Source organism: Anoxybacillus sp. P3H1B (assembly GCF_001560855.1).
Taxonomy (GTDB): Bacteria; Bacillota; Bacilli; order Bacillales; family Anoxybacillaceae; genus Anoxybacteroides; species Anoxybacteroides rupiense.
This window is the reverse complement of record NZ_LPUG01000011.1, coordinates 333092-357438: the sequence shown is the minus strand read 5'-3', so window position 1 is coordinate 357438 and position 24347 is coordinate 333092. Positions and strand designations below refer to the sequence as shown.

21 protein-coding genes are annotated in these 24347 nt (G+C 44.1%); all 21 read right to left on the bottom strand.

Annotation, left to right across the window (positions count from 1 at the left end; all coding sequences use genetic code 11):
* Nucleotides 1–444: 444 nt before the first annotated feature.
* The 21 genes from dapA to AT864_RS05820 all read right to left on the bottom strand — a co-directional run bounded on the left by dapA (nt 445) and on the right by AT864_RS05820 (nt 24340).
* On the bottom strand, nt 445–1317 hold the full coding sequence (dapA, locus tag AT864_RS05920) for a 4-hydroxy-tetrahydrodipicolinate synthase (RefSeq protein ID WP_066147301.1): 873 nt from the start codon (nt 1315–1317) through the stop codon (nt 445–447).
* A 5-nt stretch (nt 1318–1322) separates the two neighbouring features.
* Nucleotides 1323–2567, bottom strand: a complete 1245-nt coding sequence (gene dapG / locus AT864_RS05915; protein WP_066147299.1) for an aspartate kinase — start codon at nt 2565–2567, stop codon at nt 1323–1325.
* Between the two features lie 27 nt (nt 2568–2594).
* Nucleotides 2595–3641 (bottom strand): aspartate-semialdehyde dehydrogenase, encoded by a 1047-nt coding sequence (gene asd, locus AT864_RS05910; protein WP_066147297.1) that lies wholly within the window; start codon nt 3639–3641, stop codon nt 2595–2597.
* Nucleotides 3642–3770: 129 nt separating this feature from the next.
* Entirely contained in the window at nt 3771–4370 is a 600-nt protein-coding gene (locus AT864_RS05905) for a dipicolinate synthase subunit B (RefSeq protein WP_044746090.1), read from the bottom strand.
* Nucleotides 4371–5273: a dipicolinic acid synthetase subunit A gene (dpaA, locus tag AT864_RS05900; RefSeq protein ID WP_044746091.1), complete on the bottom strand. Its 903-nt coding sequence runs from the start codon at nt 5271–5273 to the stop codon at nt 4371–4373.
* A gap of 467 nt (nt 5274–5740) precedes the next feature.
* Nucleotides 5741–5983 (bottom strand): YlmC/YmxH family sporulation protein, encoded by a 243-nt coding sequence (locus AT864_RS05895; protein WP_044746092.1) that lies wholly within the window; start codon nt 5981–5983, stop codon nt 5741–5743.
* A gap of 90 nt (nt 5984–6073) precedes the next feature.
* Complete coding sequence (locus AT864_RS05890; RefSeq protein WP_066147294.1) at nt 6074–7315, bottom strand: pitrilysin family protein; 1242 nt, start codon at nt 7313–7315, stop codon at nt 6074–6076.
* 13 nt (nt 7316–7328) lie between these two features.
* Nucleotides 7329–8198, bottom strand: a complete 870-nt coding sequence (locus AT864_RS05885; RefSeq protein WP_156450498.1) for a polysaccharide deacetylase family protein — start codon at nt 8196–8198, stop codon at nt 7329–7331.
* A gap of 187 nt (nt 8199–8385) precedes the next feature.
* Nucleotides 8386–10497 carry a polyribonucleotide nucleotidyltransferase gene (gene pnp, locus AT864_RS05880; RefSeq protein WP_066147290.1) on the bottom strand — a complete coding sequence of 704 codons (2112 nt, stop codon included), beginning with the start codon at nt 10495–10497 and terminating at the stop codon, nt 8386–8388.
* A 132-nt stretch (nt 10498–10629) separates the two neighbouring features.
* Nucleotides 10630–10899 carry a 30S ribosomal protein S15 gene (gene rpsO, locus AT864_RS05875; RefSeq protein ID WP_044746096.1) on the bottom strand — a complete coding sequence of 90 codons (270 nt, stop codon included), beginning with the start codon at nt 10897–10899 and terminating at the stop codon, nt 10630–10632.
* 90 nt (nt 10900–10989) lie between these two features.
* Nucleotides 10990–11973, bottom strand: a complete 984-nt coding sequence (gene ribF, locus AT864_RS05870) for a bifunctional riboflavin kinase/FAD synthetase (protein ID WP_044746097.1) — start codon at nt 11971–11973, stop codon at nt 10990–10992.
* A 35-nt stretch (nt 11974–12008) separates the two neighbouring features.
* Entirely contained in the window at nt 12009–12917 is a 909-nt protein-coding gene (gene truB / locus AT864_RS05865; RefSeq protein WP_066147288.1) for a tRNA pseudouridine(55) synthase TruB, read from the bottom strand.
* Between the two features lie 55 nt (nt 12918–12972).
* On the bottom strand, nt 12973–13329 hold the full coding sequence (rbfA, locus tag AT864_RS05860; protein WP_044746099.1) for a 30S ribosome-binding factor RbfA: 357 nt from the start codon (nt 13327–13329) through the stop codon (nt 12973–12975).
* A gap of 14 nt (nt 13330–13343) precedes the next feature.
* Entirely contained in the window at nt 13344–13622 is a 279-nt protein-coding gene (locus tag AT864_RS05855; RefSeq protein ID WP_044746100.1) for a DUF503 domain-containing protein, read from the bottom strand.
* Entirely contained in the window at nt 13619–15793 is a 2175-nt protein-coding gene (infB, locus tag AT864_RS05850; protein WP_066147286.1) for a translation initiation factor IF-2, read from the bottom strand. The genes AT864_RS05855 and infB overlap by 4 nt, the downstream gene beginning before the upstream one ends.
* A 4-nt stretch (nt 15794–15797) precedes the next feature.
* Nucleotides 15798–16115 (bottom strand): YlxQ family RNA-binding protein, encoded by a 318-nt coding sequence (locus tag AT864_RS05845; protein WP_044746102.1) that lies wholly within the window; start codon nt 16113–16115, stop codon nt 15798–15800.
* On the bottom strand, nt 16105–16395 hold the full coding sequence (gene rnpM / locus AT864_RS05840; RefSeq protein WP_044746103.1) for an RNase P modulator RnpM: 291 nt from the start codon (nt 16393–16395) through the stop codon (nt 16105–16107). The genes AT864_RS05845 and rnpM overlap by 11 nt, the downstream gene beginning before the upstream one ends.
* 13 nt (nt 16396–16408) lie before the next feature.
* The gene (gene nusA / locus AT864_RS05835; protein ID WP_044746104.1) at nt 16409–17554 is read right to left on the bottom strand and encodes a transcription termination factor NusA; all 1146 of its coding nucleotides are present in this window, start codon (nt 17552–17554) and stop codon (nt 16409–16411) included.
* Between the two features lie 34 nt (nt 17555–17588).
* Entirely contained in the window at nt 17589–18062 is a 474-nt protein-coding gene (gene rimP / locus AT864_RS05830; protein ID WP_066147283.1) for a ribosome maturation factor RimP, read from the bottom strand.
* Nucleotides 18063–18239: 177 nt separating this feature from the next.
* A complete protein-coding gene (locus AT864_RS05825) occupies nt 18240–22547 on the bottom strand; it encodes a PolC-type DNA polymerase III (RefSeq protein WP_066147281.1) in 4308 nt (1435 codons plus the stop codon).
* 92 nt (nt 22548–22639) lie between these two features.
* Complete coding sequence (locus tag AT864_RS05820) at nt 22640–24340, bottom strand: proline--tRNA ligase (RefSeq protein WP_066147278.1); 1701 nt, start codon at nt 24338–24340, stop codon at nt 22640–22642.
* Nucleotides 24341–24347: the final 7 nt, after the last annotated feature.

Here is a 24347-nt window from a genome sequence, read left to right as displayed (position 1 = left end):
CCTAATGTCAAACTAACCCGCTCAAAGTCACTTGACATTATTATAACTGATGGCAGATTTTAAATACAAGCTAATTTGTTCGTCACCATTCATGGGAATAAAAACGGCCAATCCGCCCATACAGCGAATTGGCCACTTTACTCTGAATACATCTTCCCCACCTACACTCTGTTTAAAGACGGGAAGTTTCTTAAGTAGATATAGTGAACTACCCGCCACCTGCGCTTCGCTTAGAGGAGGGGGCTTTAAGCGACTTGTGCATGTTCGCTGAACGGTAAGCCACACACAAGAACCCTTTACGCTTCCCTTCGTTCCGAAGGGGTCCGTTCGAACAATAGAGTATCCTATCCAGTGGCGATTGCCAACCGAAATTCATCTCCCCCCTACTCACTGGGCTGTCGCCTTCACGTTCCTTGAGGATGGGAGACTTCTTTTGGAAAGCTGTTAAATATTCTGGAGCAAGCCCATCAGTTCGTTCCGCTCTTGCTCTGTTAATGGAACAAGCGGCAGGCGGACAGAACCGACATCCAGACCTTTCAGCTGCAGCGCCGTTTTAACTGGAACAGGGCTTGGCGCCGCGAATAGCCCTTTCATAATTGGAAGCAACGTTTGATGCAGCTTGGCTGCCTTGCTATGGTCACCAGCTTCGAATGACGAAATCATTTGCTGCATCTCATGACCAATAACATGAGAGGCAACAGACACGACACCAGCACCTCCAATGGCCATCACCGGAAGCGTCAGTCCATCATCACCGCTATACAGCAAAAACTCTTCCTTTGTACGTGCCATAACCTCAGCCATCGCATCAAGGTTGCCACTTGCATCCTTAAGAGCCACAACATTTGGAATCTCTGCTAACCGAACAAGCGTATCAACCGAAATATTAACAACGGAACGACCTGGAATGTTATATACCATGATAGGTAGGCTCGTGCTTTCCGCGATCGCTTTAAAATGCTGGTAAAGTCCCTCTTGATTCGGCTTATTATAATATGGAGCCACAATCATAATGGCGTCGACACCAACCGCTTCAGCTTTTCTTGTCAGCTCAATGGATGCGCGCGTATTATTGCTTCCCGTTCCTGCAATGACGGGAACACGGCCATTAACCACAGAAACAACATGGCGGAACAGGGCGACTTTCTCCTCAGTTGTCAGCGTCGGAGATTCTCCCGTCGTCCCTGCCACAACAAGAGAATCGGTGCCATTTTCAAGCAAGTATTGAATCAACTGAGTCGTTTTATCAAAGTCAATGTTTCCTTTGCGATCAAATGGTGTCACCATCGCTGTGACAACTTTTCCAAATGAAACCAATATTTTCACTCCTCATCATCATATTTCATCGGTTCGGCTTCCGAAAGATGAAAAGCGTCATGAAGCGCATTAACGGCTTTCTTTAAATCTTCTTCCTTAACCAACACCCAAATCGTTGTATGGCTGTCAGCCGATTGCAAAATTTGAATTCCTTTTTCAGAAAGGGCGGTCACAATCTTCGCTGTAACCCCTGGCACCCCAGCGATTCCTGCACCAACGGTCGACACCTTTGCGCACCCTCTTGTTACAGAAGGTTCATAGCCAATCTTCCGCAATTCTGAAATCGCGCGATCGGTCATGTCACCAGCTACTGTGTATACCACGCCATTCGGTGATATATTAATAAAATCGACGCTAATTCCTTCGTTTGCCATTGCACTAAACACATCAGACTGGAGCTCGTAATGCCCTTCTTTTGCTTGCACCTTGATTTGTGTCACGTTCGCAACATGAGCGATTCCCGTTACAAGACGCTCTCTAACATCGCTTCCTTTATTCGGCTTTACGCTGGATGTAACAAGCGTTCCTAAAGAATCTGAATAGGTTGAGCGCACCCGCAGCGGAACTTTCGCCTGCATGGCAATCTCCACGGCGCGAGGGTGAATGACTTTCGCCCCTTGATAGGCCATATTGCAAATTTCTGTATATGTGACAATATCAAGCGGACGAGCGTTTTCCACGATGCGTGGATCAGCTGTCATCACTCCTTCGACATCGGTAAAAATATCAACCCATTCAGCATTAAGGGCCGCTCCTAAGGCCGCAGCTGATGTATCGCTGCCGCCGCGGCCAAGCGTTGTTATGTCGCCGTCTTTGGTAGCTCCTTGAAAGCCGGCAACAACGGCGACATCATATTCTTCTAAAGCCTTCAACAGGCGGTCGCAACGCATTTCAATAATTTTGGCATTTGTATAATCATGATTTGTACAAAACCCTGCCTGAGCCCCTGTAAAAGCAGTGGCTTTGATGTCGTGCTTGTTAAGCAGGTTGGTAAAGACGACGCTAGAAATGATCTCTCCGCAAGCCATCAGCAAATCCTGCTCTCGCTTATTGACATGTGTATGGCTGCCATCGATTAAGCTTAGCAGCGTATCGGTTGCATATGGCTCTCCTTTTCGCCCCATCGCCGACACGACAACCACTACCTTGTATCCTTCGTCAAGGGCTCTTGCAATATGCTTGCGCGCCCAGTCACGCCCATGTTCATCGCGAACCGATGTGCCACCAAACTTTTGTACAATAATTTTCATGCTAACACCTCGATGCTTCTCCGCTCTTTATTTAACAAGTCCTAGCTTTAAGAGGCTTTCTGCAATTTGGACGGAATTCCACGCCGCCCCCTTTAATAAATTATCAGATACGATCCATAAATGGAAGCCATGATCGCGGTCTAAGTCTTTGCGAATGCGTCCGACAAATACTTCGCTTTTGCCTTCGCAATCCACCGGCATCGGATACAACTGCTCGCTTGGATCATCCTGCAAAACGATACCCGGAGCCTCTTTAAGCACATGCTTGATCTCTTCAGCGCTGACGGCGTCTTTTTCCACTTCGATATAAACAGACTCAGAGTGTCCTGTTATCACTGGAATACGCACGCATGTTGCAGCTACCTCCAGTTCAGGCATATGCATGATTTTTTTCGTTTCATTTATCATTTTTATTTCCTCAAACGTAAAGCCGTTGTCTTGAAATTTATCAATCTGCGGAATCGCGTTAAATGCCATTTGATAATGCTTGCGATCTGATTTTACAGGCAGAATTTCCGGTGTAAATGAGGCCCCCTCAAGAATCGCTTTCGCCTGTGACTTTAATTCCGTGATCGCTTGTGCTCCTGCACCAGAAACAGCTTGATAGGTAGAGACGATGACTTTTTTAAGCCCAAACGCTTGACGGATTGGCTCAAGCGCCACCACCATTTGAATCGTCGAGCAATTTGGATTGGCGATAATGCCATTATGCCATTTTAGATCTTCTTCATTTACTTCCGGCACAACAAGCGGCACATTCTCATCCATGCGGAATGCGCTTGTATTATCGACGACAATAGCACCGCGCTTCACAGCTTCTGGAGCGAGGGCCTTTGACACCGCACCACCAGCGCTGAACAGTGCGATATCAACTGTTTCAAAGCTTTCCGGTTTTGCCGCTTGCACTTCAATTTCCTGACCTTTAAACATGACTTTTTTTCCTGCCGAACGTTCCGATGATAACAGCGTTAATGTACCAATCGGGAAATTTCGTTTTTCTAATGTTTGAATCATTTGTTGGCCCACTGCGCCAGTAGCTCCGACCACTGCTACATGCAAATTTTTTTGTTCCATTCATTCATTCTCCTTCCAACTAGTCAATAAGCTGCATCCATTTCGATAGTTTTTATTTTAACATATTCATCTTTAAAGGAGAGAAACTTTTTATTTATATGCATAAATTTTCTTTTTATTGATTATTTATTAATCTGCATCACGATATTTTTCAATGATCACTGGCTGTAGCTGTTTTCCTTCAAGTGCAGCAACCACTGTATCACGCAACAGCGACATTTTAGCCACCATCGAATTCGGCTTCGTATATGGTGCATCTTGGCCAAATGGAATAAAATAGATGTTTTTGGCTGCCATAAGTCGCATTAAATTGACTCCATTTAATCCTAGGGCATCATTCGTTGAAATCCCCACTACAACCGGACGATGATTCCTCATTGTTGCCTTGGCGGCCATCAACACGGGAGAATCCGTCAATGCATTAGCGAGCTTGCTCATAGAGTTGCCTGTTAACGGGGCAATGACCATACAATCAAGAGGAATTTTGGGGCCGAGTGGCTCCGCTTTAACAATGGTATCAATCACTTTGTTCCCTGTTATCTCTTCTAGCTTTTTTACCCACTCCTCCCCTTCTCCGAATCTTGTATCTGTTGTTTTCACCGTGTAAGTAATAATTGGCAACACTTCTGCCCCTTCTTTTACAAGTTTTTCAATTTCCGGTATGACAGCATCATATGTGCAATGAGAGCCCGTTAAACCAAAGCCGATGCGCTTTCCTTTTACACTCATTTATTTTTTCTCCTTTCGTTTCGTTAAATCATTTAATAATAGCTGTGATAAAACATTTGCCAGAATTTGTCCTGCCGTTTTCGGGGCGACTACACCTGGCAATCCCGGTGCCAATAACGCCTTAATTCCTCGTTTTTCAGCATAACGAAAATCCGTTCCCCCAGGCTTTGAGGCTAAATCGACAATGAGTGTATGGGCGGGCATTTTCGATATGACACTGGCGGTCACAATCATCGTCGGAATCGTGTTAATGCATATATCGATATCCTGCACTGCCTTTTCAATATCTTGCAACTGGAACGGTTCAAACCCCATTTCACTTATTCGTGCAAGATGCTCGCTTCGTCGTGCGCCTACTTTCACTTTCGCTCCTAATGCAGCGAATGTGCGGGCAACGGTCATGCCAACTCTCCCCAATCCTAAAACGGCGACGCGTGAACCGTGAATCGTAAAATCTGTATGCTGAATCACAATCATAATCGTCCCTTCAGCGGTGGGAATGGAATTGTAAATCGCCACATCATCTCGCTCAAACAACTGCACATACTTTCGCTGAGTTGCTTCCATAAGTTCATCTAAGTAGCTATTACTGATCCCGGTATAAACGGTACAATGTTTCGGGGTTTGTAAGAGAAGCTCCTCTGTAATAAAAATCGGTTCATTGGAAAAAATGGTATTGACTTTTCCATCTAAACCTGTGCCATGAACAGGCAAAATGATTGCATCTAAATCAGAAACATCGATTTCATCAATCGACGTTTTCGTAGCACCAGTAAAGCTATGGGCAAGCTGATCAAAGCCAATAAGGGATAATTTTGCATCCAATTCTGTTAATTTGCGAATCACTTCTAGCTGCCTCGCATCTCCGCCAATGACAGCTACGTGCATCCCTGTCAGCATCATGCATTTTCACCTTCTTTATAAAAACTCATATTGATTGACAATGCCTCTTTCACATCTTATGTAAAAGATAAAAATAGGTGAATAGAGCAAATAATAAAGGAGCATGGCGAGAATTCGCCCTGCTCCTTTTCGTCATTTTCCATTTAACAGCGTAATCCAGTGTAGCTTATAATCAATTCCATTGGTTGTGTCAACAATTCCTCGCAAATGAGCAGGTAAAGAGTCCGCGATGACGGCCAGTGCACGATCATGATGTAACATGACTAATACAAGTTACGGACTTGTTTTCAGCCGTCAAAAAGGGCCCTTGCTCTTGAGGCTAGTGGATTTCTATCATTGGCAAATAAATCTTATGCCTAAATCATGAATCATTTATATATAGTGGTGTTTCTTCTCATTGATTGAACTATTTTCGTTTTTTATTGATGCCGATTTTTTATCCGAACCTCTATAAATCGTCATGCACATCATGATTCATCGGGAAAATCAATGATAATCATGTCTGTGCCAATTTTTCTAATATAGTTCCAAGGAACCCGAATCTCATTGCCTTCTTTTCGAAATCCAAACCACTTTCCTGTTGGAATTAATAACGCTTGAATGTGCCCTGTTTGCTCATTAATTTCAAGATCTGTCTGCCCAAGCACCCCTAATCGTTCCGCCCTTCTGACATCAACAATTTCCTTTCCGCTTAGCTCGCTTAGCCTCATTGCCTATGCACTCCTTTTTCATGCCTTTTTATCATTGTAAGTTGTCATTCATAAAAAAATGCCTGCAATTGATTTTTGCAGGCATTTTTATTAGCTTTGCAGCGCCGCTGGCAGTTGTCCACTTGGGCTGATTAACGCCACTGCATAATCTTCGCTGAAAATTTTCTGTGCCATCTCATTAACATCATCTGCGCTGACTTGATTAATCTCCTCAATAATTTCATCAAGCGAGCGATGGCGGCCAAGGAGAAGTTCGTTTTTACCATTGCGGCTCATTCGGCTGTTTGTGCTTTCCAAGCTAAGCATTAAGCTTCCTTTCATTTGCTCTTTGCTATTTTGCAACTCCTTTGCCGTAATTCCATCTTCTTTCAGCTTCCGAACCGTCTCTTGAATCGTTTCAAAAAGAACATCTAATTGGCTGCTTCCCGTTCCGCCATAAATCGCTAAAAGCCCGCCGTCTTCGTAGGAAGAGTGGTAGGAGAAAACAGAATAGGCCAAGCCGCGCTGTTCACGCACTTCTTGGAAGAGGCGGCTGCTCATGCTCCCCCCTAAAATATTATTAAGAATAATTAAGCTATAAATATCAGAATGGCCAATTGGCAAGCCATTAAACCCGATGCATAAGTGAGCCTGCTCCGTCTCCTTTTGGCGAGCTAATTTCTGCGGATGGAACGTCGGCACAAGTGGACGTTCAGTGCGCTGCTTCGCTGTAAACGTACCGAAATATGCTTCGATTTCTTGGATAAAGCTCTCTTTCACATTTCCTGCTACAGAAATAACGATTCTGTCAGGAGTATAGTAATCGGCCATGTACTTGCGCAAGGAATCGCCTGTAAATGTGCGCAAGGCTTGTTCCGTTCCTAAAATCGGATAGCCAAGCGGATGAGAAGCATAGCATGCTTTGCTTAATAAATCATGTACTATATCATCTGGCGTGTCTTCATACATTTTAATTTCCTCAAGCACGACATTCCGCTCTTTTTGCAGCTCTTCGTCGACAAAAGTGGAATGGAAAAACATATCAGCAAGCATATCAAGGGCAAACTGAGCATGCTCATCTAAGACCTTTGCGTAATAGCACGTATACTCTTTTGAAGTAAATGCGTTGACCTGTCCCCCAATGCTGTCAAACGCTTCAGCAATTTCCCGCGCTGTGTGCGTTTTGGTCCCTTTAAAAAACATATGTTCTAAAAAATGGGAAATCCCATTGCTTTGTTCACATTCATTGCGAGAGCCCGTTCCAATCCATATGCCAATCGCAACTGAACGCACTGTTGGAATTTGTTCTAGTACAATACGTACCCCATTTTGGCATGTGTACTTGTTAATCAAATCAGCGTTCCTCCTATTTTTGTACAATTCTTTTTTCATCTAGCAGCATTGATACGTTACCAATTTCATATTTTTGTTTAATGGCTTTAATGAGCGGTTCTAAGGCCTCTGCTGTTGATAATGTTGGATGCATTAAAATGATGGCGCCAGGATGAAGTTTAGATGTTACCCGTTCCACTATAACAGATGGCGATGGTTTTTGCCAATCAATTGTATCAACACTCCACATAATGGTTCCCATCTTTAAATCGTGGGCAATTTTTACGACATCATCTCGATAACTTCCGCTTGGAGGAGCAAACCATTTGCATTTTACCCCTGTCGTTGCTTCTATAACCTCGTTTGTTTTTTTCAGCTCTCGGCGAATCGCCTCATTGCTCATAGTTTTTAAATCAGGATGGCTATACGAATGATTGCCGATCTCCTGACCCGCATCTGCAATCATTTTTGCCATATCCGGATAATTTTTTACCCAACGCCCTTCAAGAAAAAAGGTCGCCTGAACGTTATATTTTTTCAAAACCTCCAGCATTTTAGGGATATATTCATTTCCCCATGCGACATTCACCAAGAAGGTAACCATCGGTTTTTCTGGATAGCCGCGATAAATAGCTTCAGGCGGTAAATCCTTTAAGTGTACCTTCGGAGAAATTTGTTCGTATACAAGCTTGCGTTTGTCGAAAGTACCATCCTTTTTCATGTTCTGATAAGAAGCTTCCACATTCACTTTTAACCCATTATACCCAGGAATCGCCTTCCAGACTCGATCAATTACAGCATCTTGCGGAGGGATTTCATACCGCTTTGCCTTCGTTTGAATTTCCATATAAAGCTTATCCCGCATTTTTGCTACTTCTGTGCTACCTGCTTTTAACGAATTCATATATTGATTGACAGACGGCTGGCTGGCAATGCCCCACGCAAATAAAAAAGCAGCTATCAGCCAAACTACGTAGCGCTTATAAATCGCTCATCCCCCCCCTCTTTTTTTATTACAAATATGTCGAGAGAGGACAAGATAGAACTGATTATAAACAACAAAGAAGCCTGAGGCTGGTCCTGAGGCTCCCTTATTGATTCTGCTTCTCCTTTTGTTCACGTAATACCGCTTTTCTCGACAAGTTGACCCTGCCTTGCTTATCGATTTCTGTAACCTTCACTAAAACTTCATCGCCGATGGAGACGACATCTTCTACTTTGCCAACGCGTTCCTCAGCCAGCTCAGAAATATGGACAAGACCGTCTTTGCCGCTAAATAATTCGACGAATGCACCAAATTTTTCAATGCGTTTCACTTTTCCTAAATAAATTTGTCCCACTTCTACTTCGCGCACGATATCCTCAATAATTTTCTTCGCTTTCTGATTCATTTCTTCGTTCACTGAAGAAATAAAGATGGTTCCGTCTTGTTCAATATCGATCTTAACTCCTGTTTCTTCGATAATTTTATTAATTTGCTTGCCGCTTGGTCCAATGACATCGCGGATTTTATCAGGATTGATCTGCATGGTTAAAATTTTTGGTGCATATTTAGAAAGCTCTTTTCTTGGCTCGCTGATGGTTTGCATCATATGTTTTAAAATGTCCATGCGGCCTTTTTTCGCCTGTTGTAAGGCTTCTTCTAAAATTTCACGCGATAATCCTTTAATTTTAATATCCATTTGCAGAGCGGTTACACCTTTTTCCGTTCCCGCCACTTTGAAGTCCATATCGCCAAGATGGTCTTCCATACCTTGGATATCTGTTAAAATGGTATAATGATCGCCGCTTTTGACAAGTCCCATCGCAATACCTGCCACTGGCGCTTTAATCGGTACCCCTGCATCCATCATTGCCAATGTGCTAGCACAAATACTGGCTTGAGAGGTAGAACCGTTCGATTCCAAGACCTCTGAAACAAGGCGAATCGTATATGGAAACTCTTTTTCAGACGGGATCACTGGCTCTAACGCCCGTTCTCCTAAAGCTCCATGTCCGATTTCACGGCGCCCCGGACTGCGTATCGCTCCCGTTTCCCCGACAGAAAATGGCGGAAAATTATAGTGATGCATAAATCGTTTGGTCTCTTCAATGCCGAGCCCGTCTAAAATTTGCACATCGCCAAGCGCGCCTAAAGTGCAAACACTTAACGCCTGTGTTTGTCCACGCGTAAACAGTCCCGAACCATGCGTGCGAGGCAAGAGCCCTACTGCTGAAGAAAGCGGGCGAATTTCATCAATTTTCCGGCCATCCGGACGAATTTTTTCTTCTGTAATGAGACGGCGTACTTCTTCTTTAACAAGCTTATGTAAAATTTCATTGGCTTGTTTTAATGTTTCTTCATCGGCCTCTTGCTCTTCATATTTGGCAATTACTCCCGCCTTTACTTCATCAATTGCTGCTTCGCGGGCAAGTTTTTCCGGAACCTGAACAGCCCGTTTAATTTCCGCCTCGGCAAGCGCGCGGATATCGGCCTCCAGCTGGGAATCTAGCTCATATAATGCAACTTCCATTTTTTCTTTGCCGATTTGTGCCGTAATCTCTTCTTGAAAAGCAATCAGCCGTTTAATTTCTTCATGGCCGAACATGATCGCTTCCAGCATCACTTCTTCCGGAACCTCGTCAGCTCCCGCTTCAACCATGTTAATCGCATCTTTTGTTCCAGCCACAACAAGGTGAATGTCACTTTTTTCTGTTTGTTCAACAGACGGATTAATTACAAAGTTTCCATCGACACGACCAACCGTGACGCCGGCAATCGGTCCTTCAAACGGAATATCCGAAACCATCAACGCCAGCGAAGATCCAAACATGGCAGCCATTTCTGGAGAGCAGTCTTGATCAACGCTCATCACCATTGAGACAATTTGCACTTCGTTACGAAACCCTTCCGCAAATAACGGACGAATCGGACGATCGATCAGCCTGCTTGCCAAAATCGCTTTTTCGCTTGGGCGACCTTCACGCTTAATAAATCCTCCCGGAATTTTTCCGACTGCGTAGAGGCGTTCTTCATAATTCACGGTTAACGGAAAGAAGTCTACACTTTTTGCTTCTTTCGATGCGGTCGCTGTGCTTAATACGACGGTATCACCGTAACGAACAAGCACAGCACCGTTTGCTTGTTTTGCTAATTGACCTATTTCCACGACAAGCGGCCGCCCCGCCCAATCTATGGAAAATACTTGTTTTTCTTGCTCCATACAGATGAGTACTCCTCTCTATGTACAAATCAAAATAAATGATTCCTCTTTAATAGTATGAACGAATAACTATCCCGTTATCAACAACCTTTATATAACTAGCAAAAAAGCGGGAATGCTCCCGCTTTTTCCTTATCGACGTAATCCAAGTTTGTTAATTAGTTCACGATAACGCGTAACATCTTTATTACGTAAATACGTAAGCAGGTTACGGCGCTTACCGACCATTTTCAACAGTCCGCGACGTGAATGATGGTCTTTTTTATGAACGCGTAAATGTTCATTCAAGTTGTTGATTTGCTCAGTAAGGATAGCAATTTGTACCTCTGGAGAACCAGTGTCTGTTTCATGAATTTTGTACTGGGTAATAATTTCATTTTTGCGCTCTTGCGTTAATGCCATCCTTGTTCACCTCCTCATTATGAAACCCCAATTACCTAGCAAGCGCCGGTGATACGCTCTGCCAAGCAATGGTTATTTTACATACCTTTATTAGAATACATCTTTTCGCGGTAAAATGCAAGTATTTTCCTTGATTTTTCGAAAATAATCTTCCGCTCTTTCCTTATCTCGTTCGATTTGTTCTACTAATTGTTCCACACTTGCAAATTTTTGCTCACTCCGCAGCCGCTTATGCCACTCAATTGTGACTGTTTCTCCATAAATCTCTCTGGAAAAATGAAAAATGTGGACTTCGATGCTAGGCCTTCCTTGGCGGTCACGATGGAATGTTGGTTTGTATCCTACATTGCAAACCCCTGCAAATGTTTCGTTTCCTATCCTCACTTTCACCGCATAAACCCCTAGCGCCGGCAAAAGATAATCATCTTCCGGTTCAATGTTTGCGGTTGGAAAACCAATCGTTCTTCCCCGCTTTTCGCCATCAATCACCGTTCCTTCGATCGTATAAAAACGGCCAAGCAGTTCAGGAAGCTGCTGAACTTCTCCGTCTTTTAAAAGGCGGCGAATATAGGTGGAGCTAATCTTTTCCCCGTTTCGGGTTAGCTTTGGAATCACTGTATGGGCAAATTGCTCCCGAGAATGAAAAGGGATCGTCTCCATCGTCCCTTTTCCCAGCCGTCCATACGTAAAATCGAAGCCTGCTACGACATGTTTCACGTGAAAATCAATAATGTACTCGTCAACAAATTGCTGTGGAAGCAGTTCAGCAAATGAAGGTGTAAATTCTACGATGTATAAATAATCTACACCTAGACGAGCCATTTGCCGTTCTTTTTCCTTCAAGGGAGTAATCAGCTGTACGTGCTGCTCTTTTTTTCCTAGCACGATGGAGGGATGCGGATGGAACGTCATCACAGCACTTTTATATCCGTTTTCCGCCGCTAAATGAACAGCTGTTCGAATGACCTCTTGATGCCCAAGATGAACACCATCAAAATAACCTAAAGCCATCACCGTTGGCGGAAAATCTTCTCTTTTTTGATAATGGGGATATGTGATGAATCGTGTTTCCATGCTTGTTCTTCACCTTCTGCCTTTCGCTCTCTTGCTCAGTGAAACACTTTGAGCGGTTTAATCATTTGCGGTTTAGCCGGATGCTTGCAGTAAAGGGCGAGCGCTTGATTTTGCTCGTCTACCATAAGCACTGGCTCATCTACCGATTGCAGCCTGTCGGGAAGCGGTAAAACCGCACCGTTTTTTACTTTCTCTGCTACTTTATCATTAATTTGATATTTCGGCAAATGAAAAAGCGCTTTTTCGATAGGCAACAGCAGTTTATCGATACGTCCAGCGGCTAGTTGCTTTTCAATTTCCGCAAATGTCACACATTGTTCTAATAAAAATGGTCCGGAAGCAACCCGCACTAAATGGGACATGTGAGCCGGATATCCGAGCCGTTCCCCGATCATTACGGCCAGCGTACGGACATACGTTCCTTTGCTGCATGTGACACGGAAACGAAACGAAACCGCATCTCCGGAAAATGTATCTTTTTCGTCCAATAAGACAAGTTCGTGAATGGTGATAATGCGCGTCGGCCGCTCCACTTCCATTCCCGCCCGCGCATATTCGTACAATTTTTTTCCGTTTACCTTCACAGCGGAATACATGGGCGGCGTTTGCTTAATCGTTCCTGTCAGCTGTTGAAAAACATCTTCAATTTCCGGACGACGAATCAGACGATCCACTTTTTTGACAGCTATGATTTCACCAGAAGCATCCTCTGTTGTCGTCGCTGTCCCTAACGTAACTTCTCCCTCATATGTTTTTTGATCCGCAGTCAAAAATTCGGCAATTCTTGTTGCTTTGCCGATGCAAATAGGCAGCACGCCAGACACATCCGGATCTAGCGTACCTGTATGTCCTACCTTTTTGACCTGCAAAAGTCGGCGAATCCGAAAAACACAATCGTGTGATGTCATTCCCGCTGGTTTATGTAATAAAAGCACCCCGTCCATTTTTGCCACCTCTTTTTTGCACATAATGAAAATGGATAGACCGCGCGTCTATCCATTATTTCTCATCGTTATTTTCTTGAGAAATTTCCCGAATTAACGATTCAATGCGGTTGCCATAATCGATTGATTCGTCAATTTCAAAATAAATTTCCGGTGTTTTCCGCAAACGAATGCGCTGGCCGATTTCCGAGCGAATAAAGCCCTTTGCTTTCGCTAGCCCTTTTAGCGTATTTTGGCGCTGCTCTTCATCGCCAAGCACGCTAATATATACCTTGGCCTGCTGTAAATCGCCCGTCACGCGCACATCTGTTACGGTTACAAAACCGATGCGCGGATCTTTAAGTTTGCGACCGATAATATCGCTCAACTCTTTTTTCATTTGTTCACCAATACGCGTAGCCCGCAAACTCATTTTTATCACCTCGACTAAAGCCAATCAAATGTTGTAACCGTCCGTTCAATTTCTGGAAATGAATCGATCAATTGCAGCGCGAAACGAAGCTCTCTTTCAGTTGCGGATCGGTCAGCTGTAATCGCTACAATCCCAAGCTTCGTTCGCTGCCATAAATCTTGGTAATCGATTTCGGCTACTGATATATTATATTTTTGCTTGAGCCGTGTGATTATTCGTTGCAACACGGCTCTTTTTTCTTTTAGTGATTGGGCATCGTAAATGACGCACTCGCATTGGAGGTAACCAATCATTTCCGTTCGACTTCCTGCATCACATAGGCTTCGATAACATCGCCTTCTTTTATGTCGTTGAAGTTTTTAATCGTAACCCCGCACTCATATCCTTGTGCAACTTCTTTCACATCATCTTTGAAGCGCTTAAGCGTATCAATTTGCCCTTCGTATACGACAACGCCTTGACGAATGAGACGAACGCTGCTATCGCGCGTGATTTTGCCGTCCGTGACATAACATCCTGCAATCGTCCCCACTTTTGATACTTTGAACGTTTGACGAACTTCCGCTTGACCGATGACTTTTTCTTCATATTCCGGATCAAGCATTCCTTTCATCGCTGCTTCAATCTCTTCAATTACTTTGTAAATAATGCGGTGCAAGCGAATATCCACTTTTTCCGATTCCGCTACCCGTTTTGCATTTGCATCAGGACGAACGTTAAAGCCAATCACGATAGCATTGGACGCCGAAGCAAGCATAATATCATATTCCGTAACGGCCCCAACGCCTGAATGAATGATTTTCACGCGAACGCCTTCGATATCAATTTTTTGCAACGCAGCCACTAACGCTTCAACAGATCCTTGAACATCTGCTTTTACAATGATATTGAGCTCTTTCATTTCCCCTTGCTTGATTTTCTCAAACAAATCATCTAAGCTGACGCGGGTTTTAGAGCTTCGCTGTTCAAGTAATTGTTTTTGCGCCCTTGCTTCTCCCACTTGTCGCGCTTTTTTCTCATCTTCAAATACCATAAAGCGATCGCCCGCTTGCGGCACTTCATTTAAGCCTGTAATCTCCACTGGAGTGGAAGGACCTGCCTCCTTTACACGGCGGCCGACATCATTGGTCATCGCCCGTACACGTCCATATGTGTTTCCGACCACAATCGGATCGCCGATATGCAGCGTACCTGTTTGCACGAGCAACGTGGCAACAGGACCTCTTCCTTTATCAAGCTTAGCCTCAACTACTGTTCCGATCGCCCGGCGTTTTGGATTTGCTTTTAGCTCCTCCATTTCGCTAACAAGCAAAATCATTTCCAATAAATTATCGATTCCTTCGCCAGTTAAAGCAGACAGCTTACAATAAATTGTATCGCCGCCCCATTCTTCCGGCACAAGATTGTATTCCACCAGCTCCTGCATGACGCGATCTGGATTAGCCGTCGGCTTGTCGACTTTATTAACCGCTACGATGATTGGCACGTTTGCCGCTTTCGCGTGGTTAATCGCTTCGACCGTTTGCGGCATCACGCCATCGTCTGCAGCCACGACAAGAATAACGATGTCTGTCACTTGCGCTCCCCGTGCGCGCATCGTGGTAAAGGCTTCGTGGCCAGGAGTATCTAGAAACGTAATCTTTTTATTATTGACGAGCACTTGGTATGCTCCGATATGCTGCGTAATGCCGCCCGCTTCCTGCTCTGTTACTTTTGAGTTGCGAATCGAATCAAGAAGCGTCGTTTTTCCGTGGTCAACGTGCCCCATAATCGTCACGACCGGCGGACGCTCTACTAGATCAGCTGGATCGTCGACAATTTCCAATGATTCAAAATCCGTTTCGTCAATCACAATTTTCTCTTCAACTTCTACACCGTAATCGGAACAAATTAATTCGATCGCATCTTTATCTAGGTCTTGGTTAATAGTTGCCATAATTCCAAGCATAAACAGCTTTTTAATGATTTCTGACGGCTCTCTTCCTAACTTTTTCGCTAATTCAGCAACGGTTAAAGAACCTTCAAATGTAATTTTTTGCGGAAGCTCTTTTTCTTTTTTCTTTTGCACCTCTTGTTGAGGAGCTTCATAGCTTTTTTGTTTTTTATTTTTTTTATGTGTAAACACCTTTTTCTCCTGTTGCTGGCTTTGTAAATCATGCTTTTTGCTTTCTTTGTTTTTCACGACTGCCTTTTTAATTGGCACTTTCTTTGCCACGGCTTCTTCGTCATCAAAATCGCGAATGGTCCCTTTTGGCTTCACCGCTACATTTTGCGTTTCTTTTGCCGCGTTTTTTTGTTTTTCTTCATTTTTCTTATACGTATGGTTCAATTTTTCAACCACTTCTGGCTCCAGTGTAGCCATATGATTTGAAACTTCAATATTCATTTCTTTCAATTTATGAATGATGTCTTTGCTAGAAACGTTATTTTGTTTTGCGTACTCATATACACGCATTTTAGACATAGATTCACCCCCACAATGATACGTCGAACATCGTCATTAACTTTTTTGCAAACCCTTCGTCGATGACGGCGACGACTACACGAGCGTCCTTGCCAATCGCCCTTCCAAGCTCATAGCGATCAGTCGCTTGGCATAAAGGAACCTCATATGATGTGCATTTGTCTTGAATTTTTTTTCTTGTATTAGCGGCAGCATCTTCTGATAAAATGACAAGTTTCGCTCTTCCGCTACGAATCTCTTTGACAACCAGCTCTTCGCCAGAAACAATTTTACGAGCTCGGTTTGCTAATCCAAGCAATGATGTCCATTGTTTATTGCCCATTCTTTGCTTCATTCTCCCTTTCTGCTAGTTCAAGCAGCTCATCATACAAAGACTCCGCAATTTCTGCTTTCAAATGATGGGCTAAAACATTTTTCTTTTTCGCAAGTAAAATGCATTCCTTTTCCAACGTGATATAGGCTCCCCGTCCCGCTTTTTTGCCGGTCGGGTCAATGGAAACGTCCCCTTCCTTTGAGCGGACAATGCGGATCATTTGTTTTTTTGGCTTCATTTCTCCAGTCACAATACATTTGCGCATCGGAATTTTTTTTTGAACCGCCATATTTGCTCACCTCTCACTCGATTTCTTCTTTTGGTAAATCGAATGTTTGGTCATGCTCATCTTCATTATTTAACGGTGTGTCAAAAGAATCAAGCGAACGGTTCGGAACGTATGCGATCCCTAACTGCTCTGCTTCTGATTCGCTTTTAATGTCGATTTTCCAATTCGTCAATTTAGCGGCTAAACGAGCGTTTTGCCCACGCTTGCCGATTGCCAAAGACAGCTGATAATCAGGGACAATAACAGTTGTTGCCCGTTCTTCTTCATTGACGATGACACTAAGCACTTTCGCTGGGCTTAACGCATTAGCCACAAATTCTACTGGATCTTCAGACCAGCGGACAATATCAATTTTTTCACCTTTAAGCTCGTCGACCACCGCTTGGACACGCTGTCCTTTTGGTCCCACGCATGCTCCAACAGGATCGACTTCTGGCTGATCAGAATGCACGGAAATTTTAGAACGGTCCCCCGCTTCTCTAGCGATTGATTTGATCTCAACCGTTCCGTCATAAATTTCTGGCACTTCAAGCTCAAACAAGCGCTTAAGAAGGCCTGGATGTGTGCGAGATACAAAAATTTGCGGCCCTTTTGTTGTTTTTTCAACTTTTGTAATATATACCTTTAAACGGTCGTGAGGACGGTAAGTTTCATTTGGCATTTGCTCGCTTGCCGGAAGCAATGCTTCAACCTTCCCTAAGCTCACATAAGCAAAGCGAGGATCCACACGCTGAACAATTCCAGTCATAATATCTTCTTCACGATCCATAAACTCGGAATAGATCACTCCGCGCTCTGCTTCGCGTACCCGCTGGGTTACGACTTGCTTCGCTGTTTGGGCAGCGATGCGGCCAAAATCCTTTGGCGTCACTTCTATTTCGACAATATCCCCGACTTGGTAGTTCGGGTTGATGCTTCGCGCTTCATCGATGGAAATTTCTAAACGAGAATCATATACTTCCTCTACGACCTCTTTGCGTGCAAACACTCGAATAGATCCTGTATCCATATTAAAATCGACGCGCACATTTTGCGCCTGTCCGAAGTTGCGCTTATATGCGGAAATAATCGCCGCTTCAATCGCTTCGACTAACACTTCTTGGCTAATGCCTTTTTCTTTTACAAGAGCCGCCAAAGCATCCAATAGTTGCGTATTCATGAAACGAAAATCCCCCTTTACATTTAGCTGCACATTAGAAAAAGATGACGGCAAGCCTTGCGTTGGCAATTTTTTCATACGGGATATCGATCGTTTTTGTCCGCGTCTTTTGTTTCACCGTTATGGTGGCTGTCTCGCCATCAAAAGCAGTAAGTTCGCCTTCGAATTCCTTTTCTCCTTCAATCGGTTCATATGTTTTTATATAGACATTTTTTCCGACAGCCTTCGCAAAATCAGCGGCTTTTTTTAACGGACGTTCCGCTCCCGGAGATGACACTTCCAGGAAATAATTGTATGGAATCGGGTCAACCTCGTCTAGTTTTTCGCTCAGTTTCTCACTAACGATCCCGCATTGTTCAATATCAATTCCCTGTTCTGAATCAATAAACACACGCAAAAACCAATTTTTCCCCTCTTTTACGTACTCAATATCCACTAATTCGAGGTTCATGTCGTTAAGAATTGGTGTTACTAATTCTCCCACCACTTCTGTAACTTTTTTGCTCATTTTGTCCCTCCTAAACCGAAAAATCCTTCACTTGCCGTCCTAAGAACGCCATTCGCTTTATCGACAGGAAGCTATAATCAATACGAAAGAGTGGGTTTCCCCACTCTTTTCTTACCTCTTATCTTTGCCATTTCCCCTAAAACTATAACATATTGGAAAATGTTTTGCAACCGATGACTAGAATAAGGAAAGTTGGTTATGGTCAGGCAAAGAGTCGAGACAACCGCGGCTCTCTAAATATTCAAGAATCGTTTTCGATACTTTTCCGCGTTGCTGTAAATCTTCTTTTGAGAGAAATTCGCCCTCTTCTCGAGCTCGCACAATACTCAAGGCCACGTTAGTCCCAAGACCTGGGATCGTATTAAATGGCGGGACTAGCGAGTTTCCATCAATGACAAATTCAGCTGCTTGCGAACGATACAGATCAATGTTTTGAAATGAAAAACCGCGCTCACACATTTCCAAAGCAATTTCTAGTACAGTCAGCAAGCTTTTTTCTTTAGCAGATGCATCGAGACCTTTCGCATTAATTTCCTCAATACGCTTGCGAATGGCAGCAGAACCTTTGACCATGACATCAAGATCGAAATCCTCTGCGCGGACTGTAAAATACGATGCATAATAGAGCAGCGGATGATGGACTTTAAAATAGGCAATCCTTACCGCCATTAGCACGTATGCAGCAGCATGCGCCTTCGGAAACATGTATTTGATTTTTTTGCACGATTCGATATACCATTCTGGCACATCGTGTTTACGCATTTCTTCTTCAAATTCTGGCGTTAATCCTTTTCCTTTGCGGACGGATTCCATAATTTTGAACGCTAGCGACGGCTCCAGCCCTCGATAAATCAAATAAACCATAATGTCATCACGGCAGCCAATCACTTCTGATAACGTACAGATGCCATTATGAATCAATTCTTGCGCATTACCAAGCCAAACATCTGTCCCATGAGACAGCCCCGATATTTGAACGAGCTCAGAGAATGTTTTTGGTTTCGTCTCCTCAAGCATTTGCCGCACAAAACGGGTGCCGAATTCCGGAATGCCTAATGTTCCGACATTGCACATAATTTGCTCCGGTGTCACTCCAAGCGATTCTGTTCCGCTAAAAATTTTCATGACTTCCGGATCGTCCGTTGGAATCGTTTTGGGATCAATGCCGCTTAAATCTTGAAGCATCCGAATCACGGTCGGATCATCGTGCCCGAGAATATCGAGTTTTAATAAGTTATCATGGATAGAGTGAAAGTCAAAATGTGTAGTCCGCCACTCCGAGCTTGTATCATCAGCCGGATACTGTATCGGAGTAAAGTCATAAATATCCATATAGTCAGGAACAACGATAATTCCGCCCGGATGCTGTCCTGTTGTACGCTTCACCCCTGTGCATCCCGCAGCAAGCCGATCCACCTCAGCGCCCCTTAGCGTTAAATTACGATCGCTTGCATATCCTTTGACAAATCCGTAGGCTGTTTTATCTGCCACCGTACCAATCGTTCCCGCGCGATATACATTATCCTCTCCAAACAGCACTTTTGTATAGTTGTGGGCGCGCGGCTGATACTCACCGGAAAAATTCAAATCGATGTCCGGAACTTTATCCCCTTTAAATCCAAGGAATGTTTCAAACGGGATGTCATGTCCGTCCTTTTTGTACTTCGCTCCACATTTCGGACAGTCTTTATCCGGCAAATCAAATCCGGATCCAACGGAACCGTCATTAAAAAACTCTGAGTGCTTGCAGCTTGGACAAACATAATGAGGCGGGAGCGGATTCACTTCCGTAATTTCCGTCATCGTCGCTACAAACGATGAGCCGACTGACCCGCGTGAGCCAACAAGGTAGCCGTCATCTAGAGATTTTTTTACAAGCTTATGAGAAATTAAATAAATAACCGCAAAGCCATGGCCAATAATACTTTTTAATTCTTTTTCCAGCCGCTGCTCAACAATCTCCGGCAGTGGATCTCCATATATGTCTTTCGCCCGGCGATAGCTCATTTCACGAATTTCTTCCTCTGCTCCCTCAATCCGCGGCGTATAAAGCTGGTCCTTAATCGGCTTTACTTCTTCAACAGAGTCGGCGATTTTTTGTGTATTGGTTACGACGATTTCTTTGGCTTTCTCTTCTCCTAAAAACGAAAAGCACTCGAGCATTTCGTTCGTCGTTCGAAAATATACGTCCGGCAATTCGTGACGATTAAGCGGATTCGCCCCAGCTTGCGAGTGAATTAATATTTTGCGGTAAATTTTATCTTCCGGATTCAAGTAATGGACATTTCCTGTAGCCACAACCGGTATGTTCAGCTTCTCCCCTAACGCGACCACTTTGCTAATGACCTCTCGAAGCATCGCTTCATCTTTGACATAATCCATTTCGATCAAAGGTTTATAGACCTCTGGCGGGTGAACCTCAAGAAAATCATAGAATTTTGCGATTTCCTCGACTTCCTCTGGAGCTTTTTGGATCATATTGTCAAACACTTCGCCTTTGTCGCAGCCAGATCCTACTAAAATACCTTCGCGATACTTCTGCAAAACCGAACGCGGAATGCGAGGAACACGATAAAAATACTGGATATGCGCCAGCGAAACAAGCTTAAATAAGTTTTTTAACCCCACATCATTTTGCGCCAAGAGCGTAACATGAAATGGGCGCGGCCGCTGATAAGAAGTTTCCTGTTTTGAATGCAAGTTCAGCTCATCATGATAAACAATGCCTTTGTTATGGGCATCCTTCAGCATTTTCATCAGCAAATGACCCGTCGCTTCAGCGTCGTAAATGGCACGGTGATGCTGTGTCAATTCGATATCGAATTTTTTACAAAGTGTGTTTAAACGGTGATTTTTTAGCTCCGGATATAAAAAGCGGGCCAGCTCCAGTGTGTCAATAACCGGATTGGTTACCTTTTGCAATCCAATTTTGTTCAATCCAACATTTAAAAAACCAATATCAAAACTCGCGTTGTGCGCAACAAGGACGCTGTCTCCCATCCATTCATGAAACTGGCGCAGCACCTCTCCCGCATCAGGAGCGCCCTTTACCATATCATCTGTAATGCCGGTCAGTTCAATCGTTGTTACAGATAGTGGATGGTGAGGGTTCGCAAATGAAGTAAAACGGTCAATAATTTCTCCATCTCTCACCTTTACAGCTGCCAGCTCAATAATGGTATTATAAACGGCCGACAGTCCTGTCGTTTCGACGTCAAATACAACAAACGTATCCTCCAATAGCGGCCGATGCGCTTCATTATAGGCAATCGGCACTCCATCATCGACAATGTTGGCCTCCACCCCGTACAGCACTTTCATTCCGTGCTTTTTCGCAGCGCTATAAGCTTCTGGAAACGACTGAACAACCGCATGATCAGTGACGGCAATCGCAGGATGTCCCCACTTTTTCGCTTGCTCAATCAGTTTCGATACAGATGTGACGGCATCCATTTGGCTCATCGGTGTATGAAGATGGAGTTCAACCCGCTTTTCTCCCTCGTTGGCTGTGTCTTTCCGTTCATTTGGCTTTATCTCATTGATATCATTGGCCAATAATACGAGATCGCGTACAAACGTATCGTTTTGTACACTGCCCCTTACTTTGACCCACATTCCTTTTTTCACTTTTCCCATTACACTAGCATCTTCTTTATCTCGCGAAAACATTTTCACAAGAATAGAGTTGGTATAGTCCGTCATTTTAAATGTCAGCAAGGAACGGCCGCTTTTTAGCTCCTTTACTTCAGCATCAAATATATATCCCTGCACCACAACACGACGTTCTTCTTCCGTAATGCTGTCAAGGGTGCGTACCTCTTCCTCCTTGATGGAGTAGCCGAGCACAAGCGGTCCAGAGCTTTCAGGAGCCGTCTCAGCCGGTGCTTCTTTCTTAGCTGTCATTTCTGTTAATGCCGCTAAGGCTCTTGCCTCATCTTCCTGCTGCTTTTGCTCCAAAAATTGCTCATACTCGCTTTCCGATTGCTTGATGTCCGTCTCGAGCTGCAAAAACGGAAAACCAAACGATTGATATACTTCCGCGATTTTAGCAGCAAACCGGCGCTTCAATGCAATCGCTTCTGCATCATTGCGAGCTGTAACATATAATTTGTTTCCAGTCACAGACGGAAGCTGCTCGTGCAGTAAAGCAAGAAGCGGCGAAGAGATTCCTTGCAGCTGCTCTAAGCAAGTGGACCAATATCCTTGAACATCTTCAGGAGCAAACTGAGAGTCTAGCGTTTGAATCGTATGTTTAACATGGGCAATATGTTGAAATGTCTGAACGAGCTTTGTGCTGAACAGCTGATAAACTTGGTGGGGCAAAATTTTCGGCAGCAAGAAATAAAAATGCCAGCACTTGTTTCCTTTTTCTACAACAAGCTTTTGAATCTCTGCCCCCGAAAAATAGGGAACCATCTCGTCAGCCGTCAAGTCAAGTTGCTGCAATAATACTTGAAACCGTTCTTTTTGTTCGTTCGTTAACATGACGCCGATCGTTTCTCCTCTCTTGTTTAATGAAAGTGAATAGCAGAAGGGCTGCCCTACCGACAGGAATCAGCCCCAACATTCTACAATTCTTATTGTAAAAGACGTTTCATTGTTTCAATTAATTCCGTAACAGGCACTTCCATTGATTCTCCTGTTTGGCGGACCTTCACTTCCACGACTCCTTCACCTGCACGCTTACCGACAGTCACACGAACAGGAATGCCGATCAAATCACTATCGGCAAATTTCACGCCTGGTCGCTCTTGGCGATCATCATAAAGCACCTCAAAACCGGCCTGTCCCAATTTTTCGTACCACTCATCTGCAAGCTGACGCTGCTCCTCGTTTTTCAAGTTGACCGGGATTAAATGAATGTGGAACGGAGCAACAGAGGCTGGCCAAACAAGACCGTTTTCATCGCCAAATTGCTCAGCAATAGCTGAAAGCAAGCGGGAAACACCAATGCCATAGCAGCCCATGATCATCGTTTGCGTACGTCCATTCTCATCAAGATAAGTAGCGTTCATTGCTTCACTATAACGAGTCCCTAATTTAAAAACATGGCCAACTTCAATTCCCCGGGCAAATCGGATCGTTCCTTTTCCATCTGGGGAAGGATCTCCTTCTTGAATAAAGCGCAAGTCGGCGTATTGTGAAACAGTAAAATCGCGGCCAGGATTCACTCCTGTATAATGATAGCCGTCTTCATTTGCGCCGCATATACCGTTGACAATCGCCTCAACCGCATAATCGGCAATGACTGTGACTGATGCATCTACAGCAATCGGTCCGAGCGATCCGATTGGACAATTCATTACCGCCTTTGTTTCCTCAGGAGAGGCGAGCTCTACTACAGAGGCTTCCAGCAGATTTTTCACTTTGACATCATTGGCCTCATGGTCGCCTCGAACAAGCACAAGCACATATTTTTCATCGACTTTGAAAAGCAAGGATTTAATGCATTTTTCCGGAGCTACCTGCAAAAATGCTGCTACTTCTTCAATTGTTTTCTGCTCTGGAGTATGCGCTTTTTTCAATTCTTTCAGCGGTTCTGTGCTTTTTTCGTACGTAGCAACAACTGGTGCCATTTCAATATTGGCAGCAAAATCCGAAGCATCTGAATAAGCTATTGTGTCTTCCCCAATATCAGACAACACCATAAACTCATGCGTATCTTTTCCGCCAATCGCTCCTGAATCAGCAATTACCGCGCGGAAATTTAAGCCGCAGCGCCGGAAAATATTCGAATAAGCTTCATACATTTTGTTGTATACTTCATCCAAGCTTTCTTTAGAAGTGTGGAAAGAATAAGCATCCTTCATAATGAACTCGCGACCGCGCAGCAAACCAAATCGTGGGCGCTTCTCATCGCGGAATTTTGTTTGAATTTGATAGAGTGTTAAAGGAAGTTTCTTATATGTTTTTACTTCATCACGCACCAGCGCTGTAATCACTTCCTCATGAGTTGGTCCAAGCGCAAAATCCCGTTCATGTCGATCTTTTAGCCGCATCAGCTCCGGCCCATAAGAATACCAGCGGCCTGACTCCTGCCAAAGCTCAGCCTGTTGAAGAGCAGGCATCAATAATTCAATTGCCCCCGCCCGGTTCATTTCCTCGCGAATAATCGCTTCTACCTTTTGCAGCACGCGCCGGCCAAGCGGCAAAAAGGTATATACTCCGCTTGAGCTTTGGCGTATAAACCCCGCCCGCAGTAAAAGCTGGTGGCTTTTCACTTCTGCATCTGCTGGAACTTCGCGTAGCGTTGGAATAAACGATTGACTTTGTTTCATCTCATTG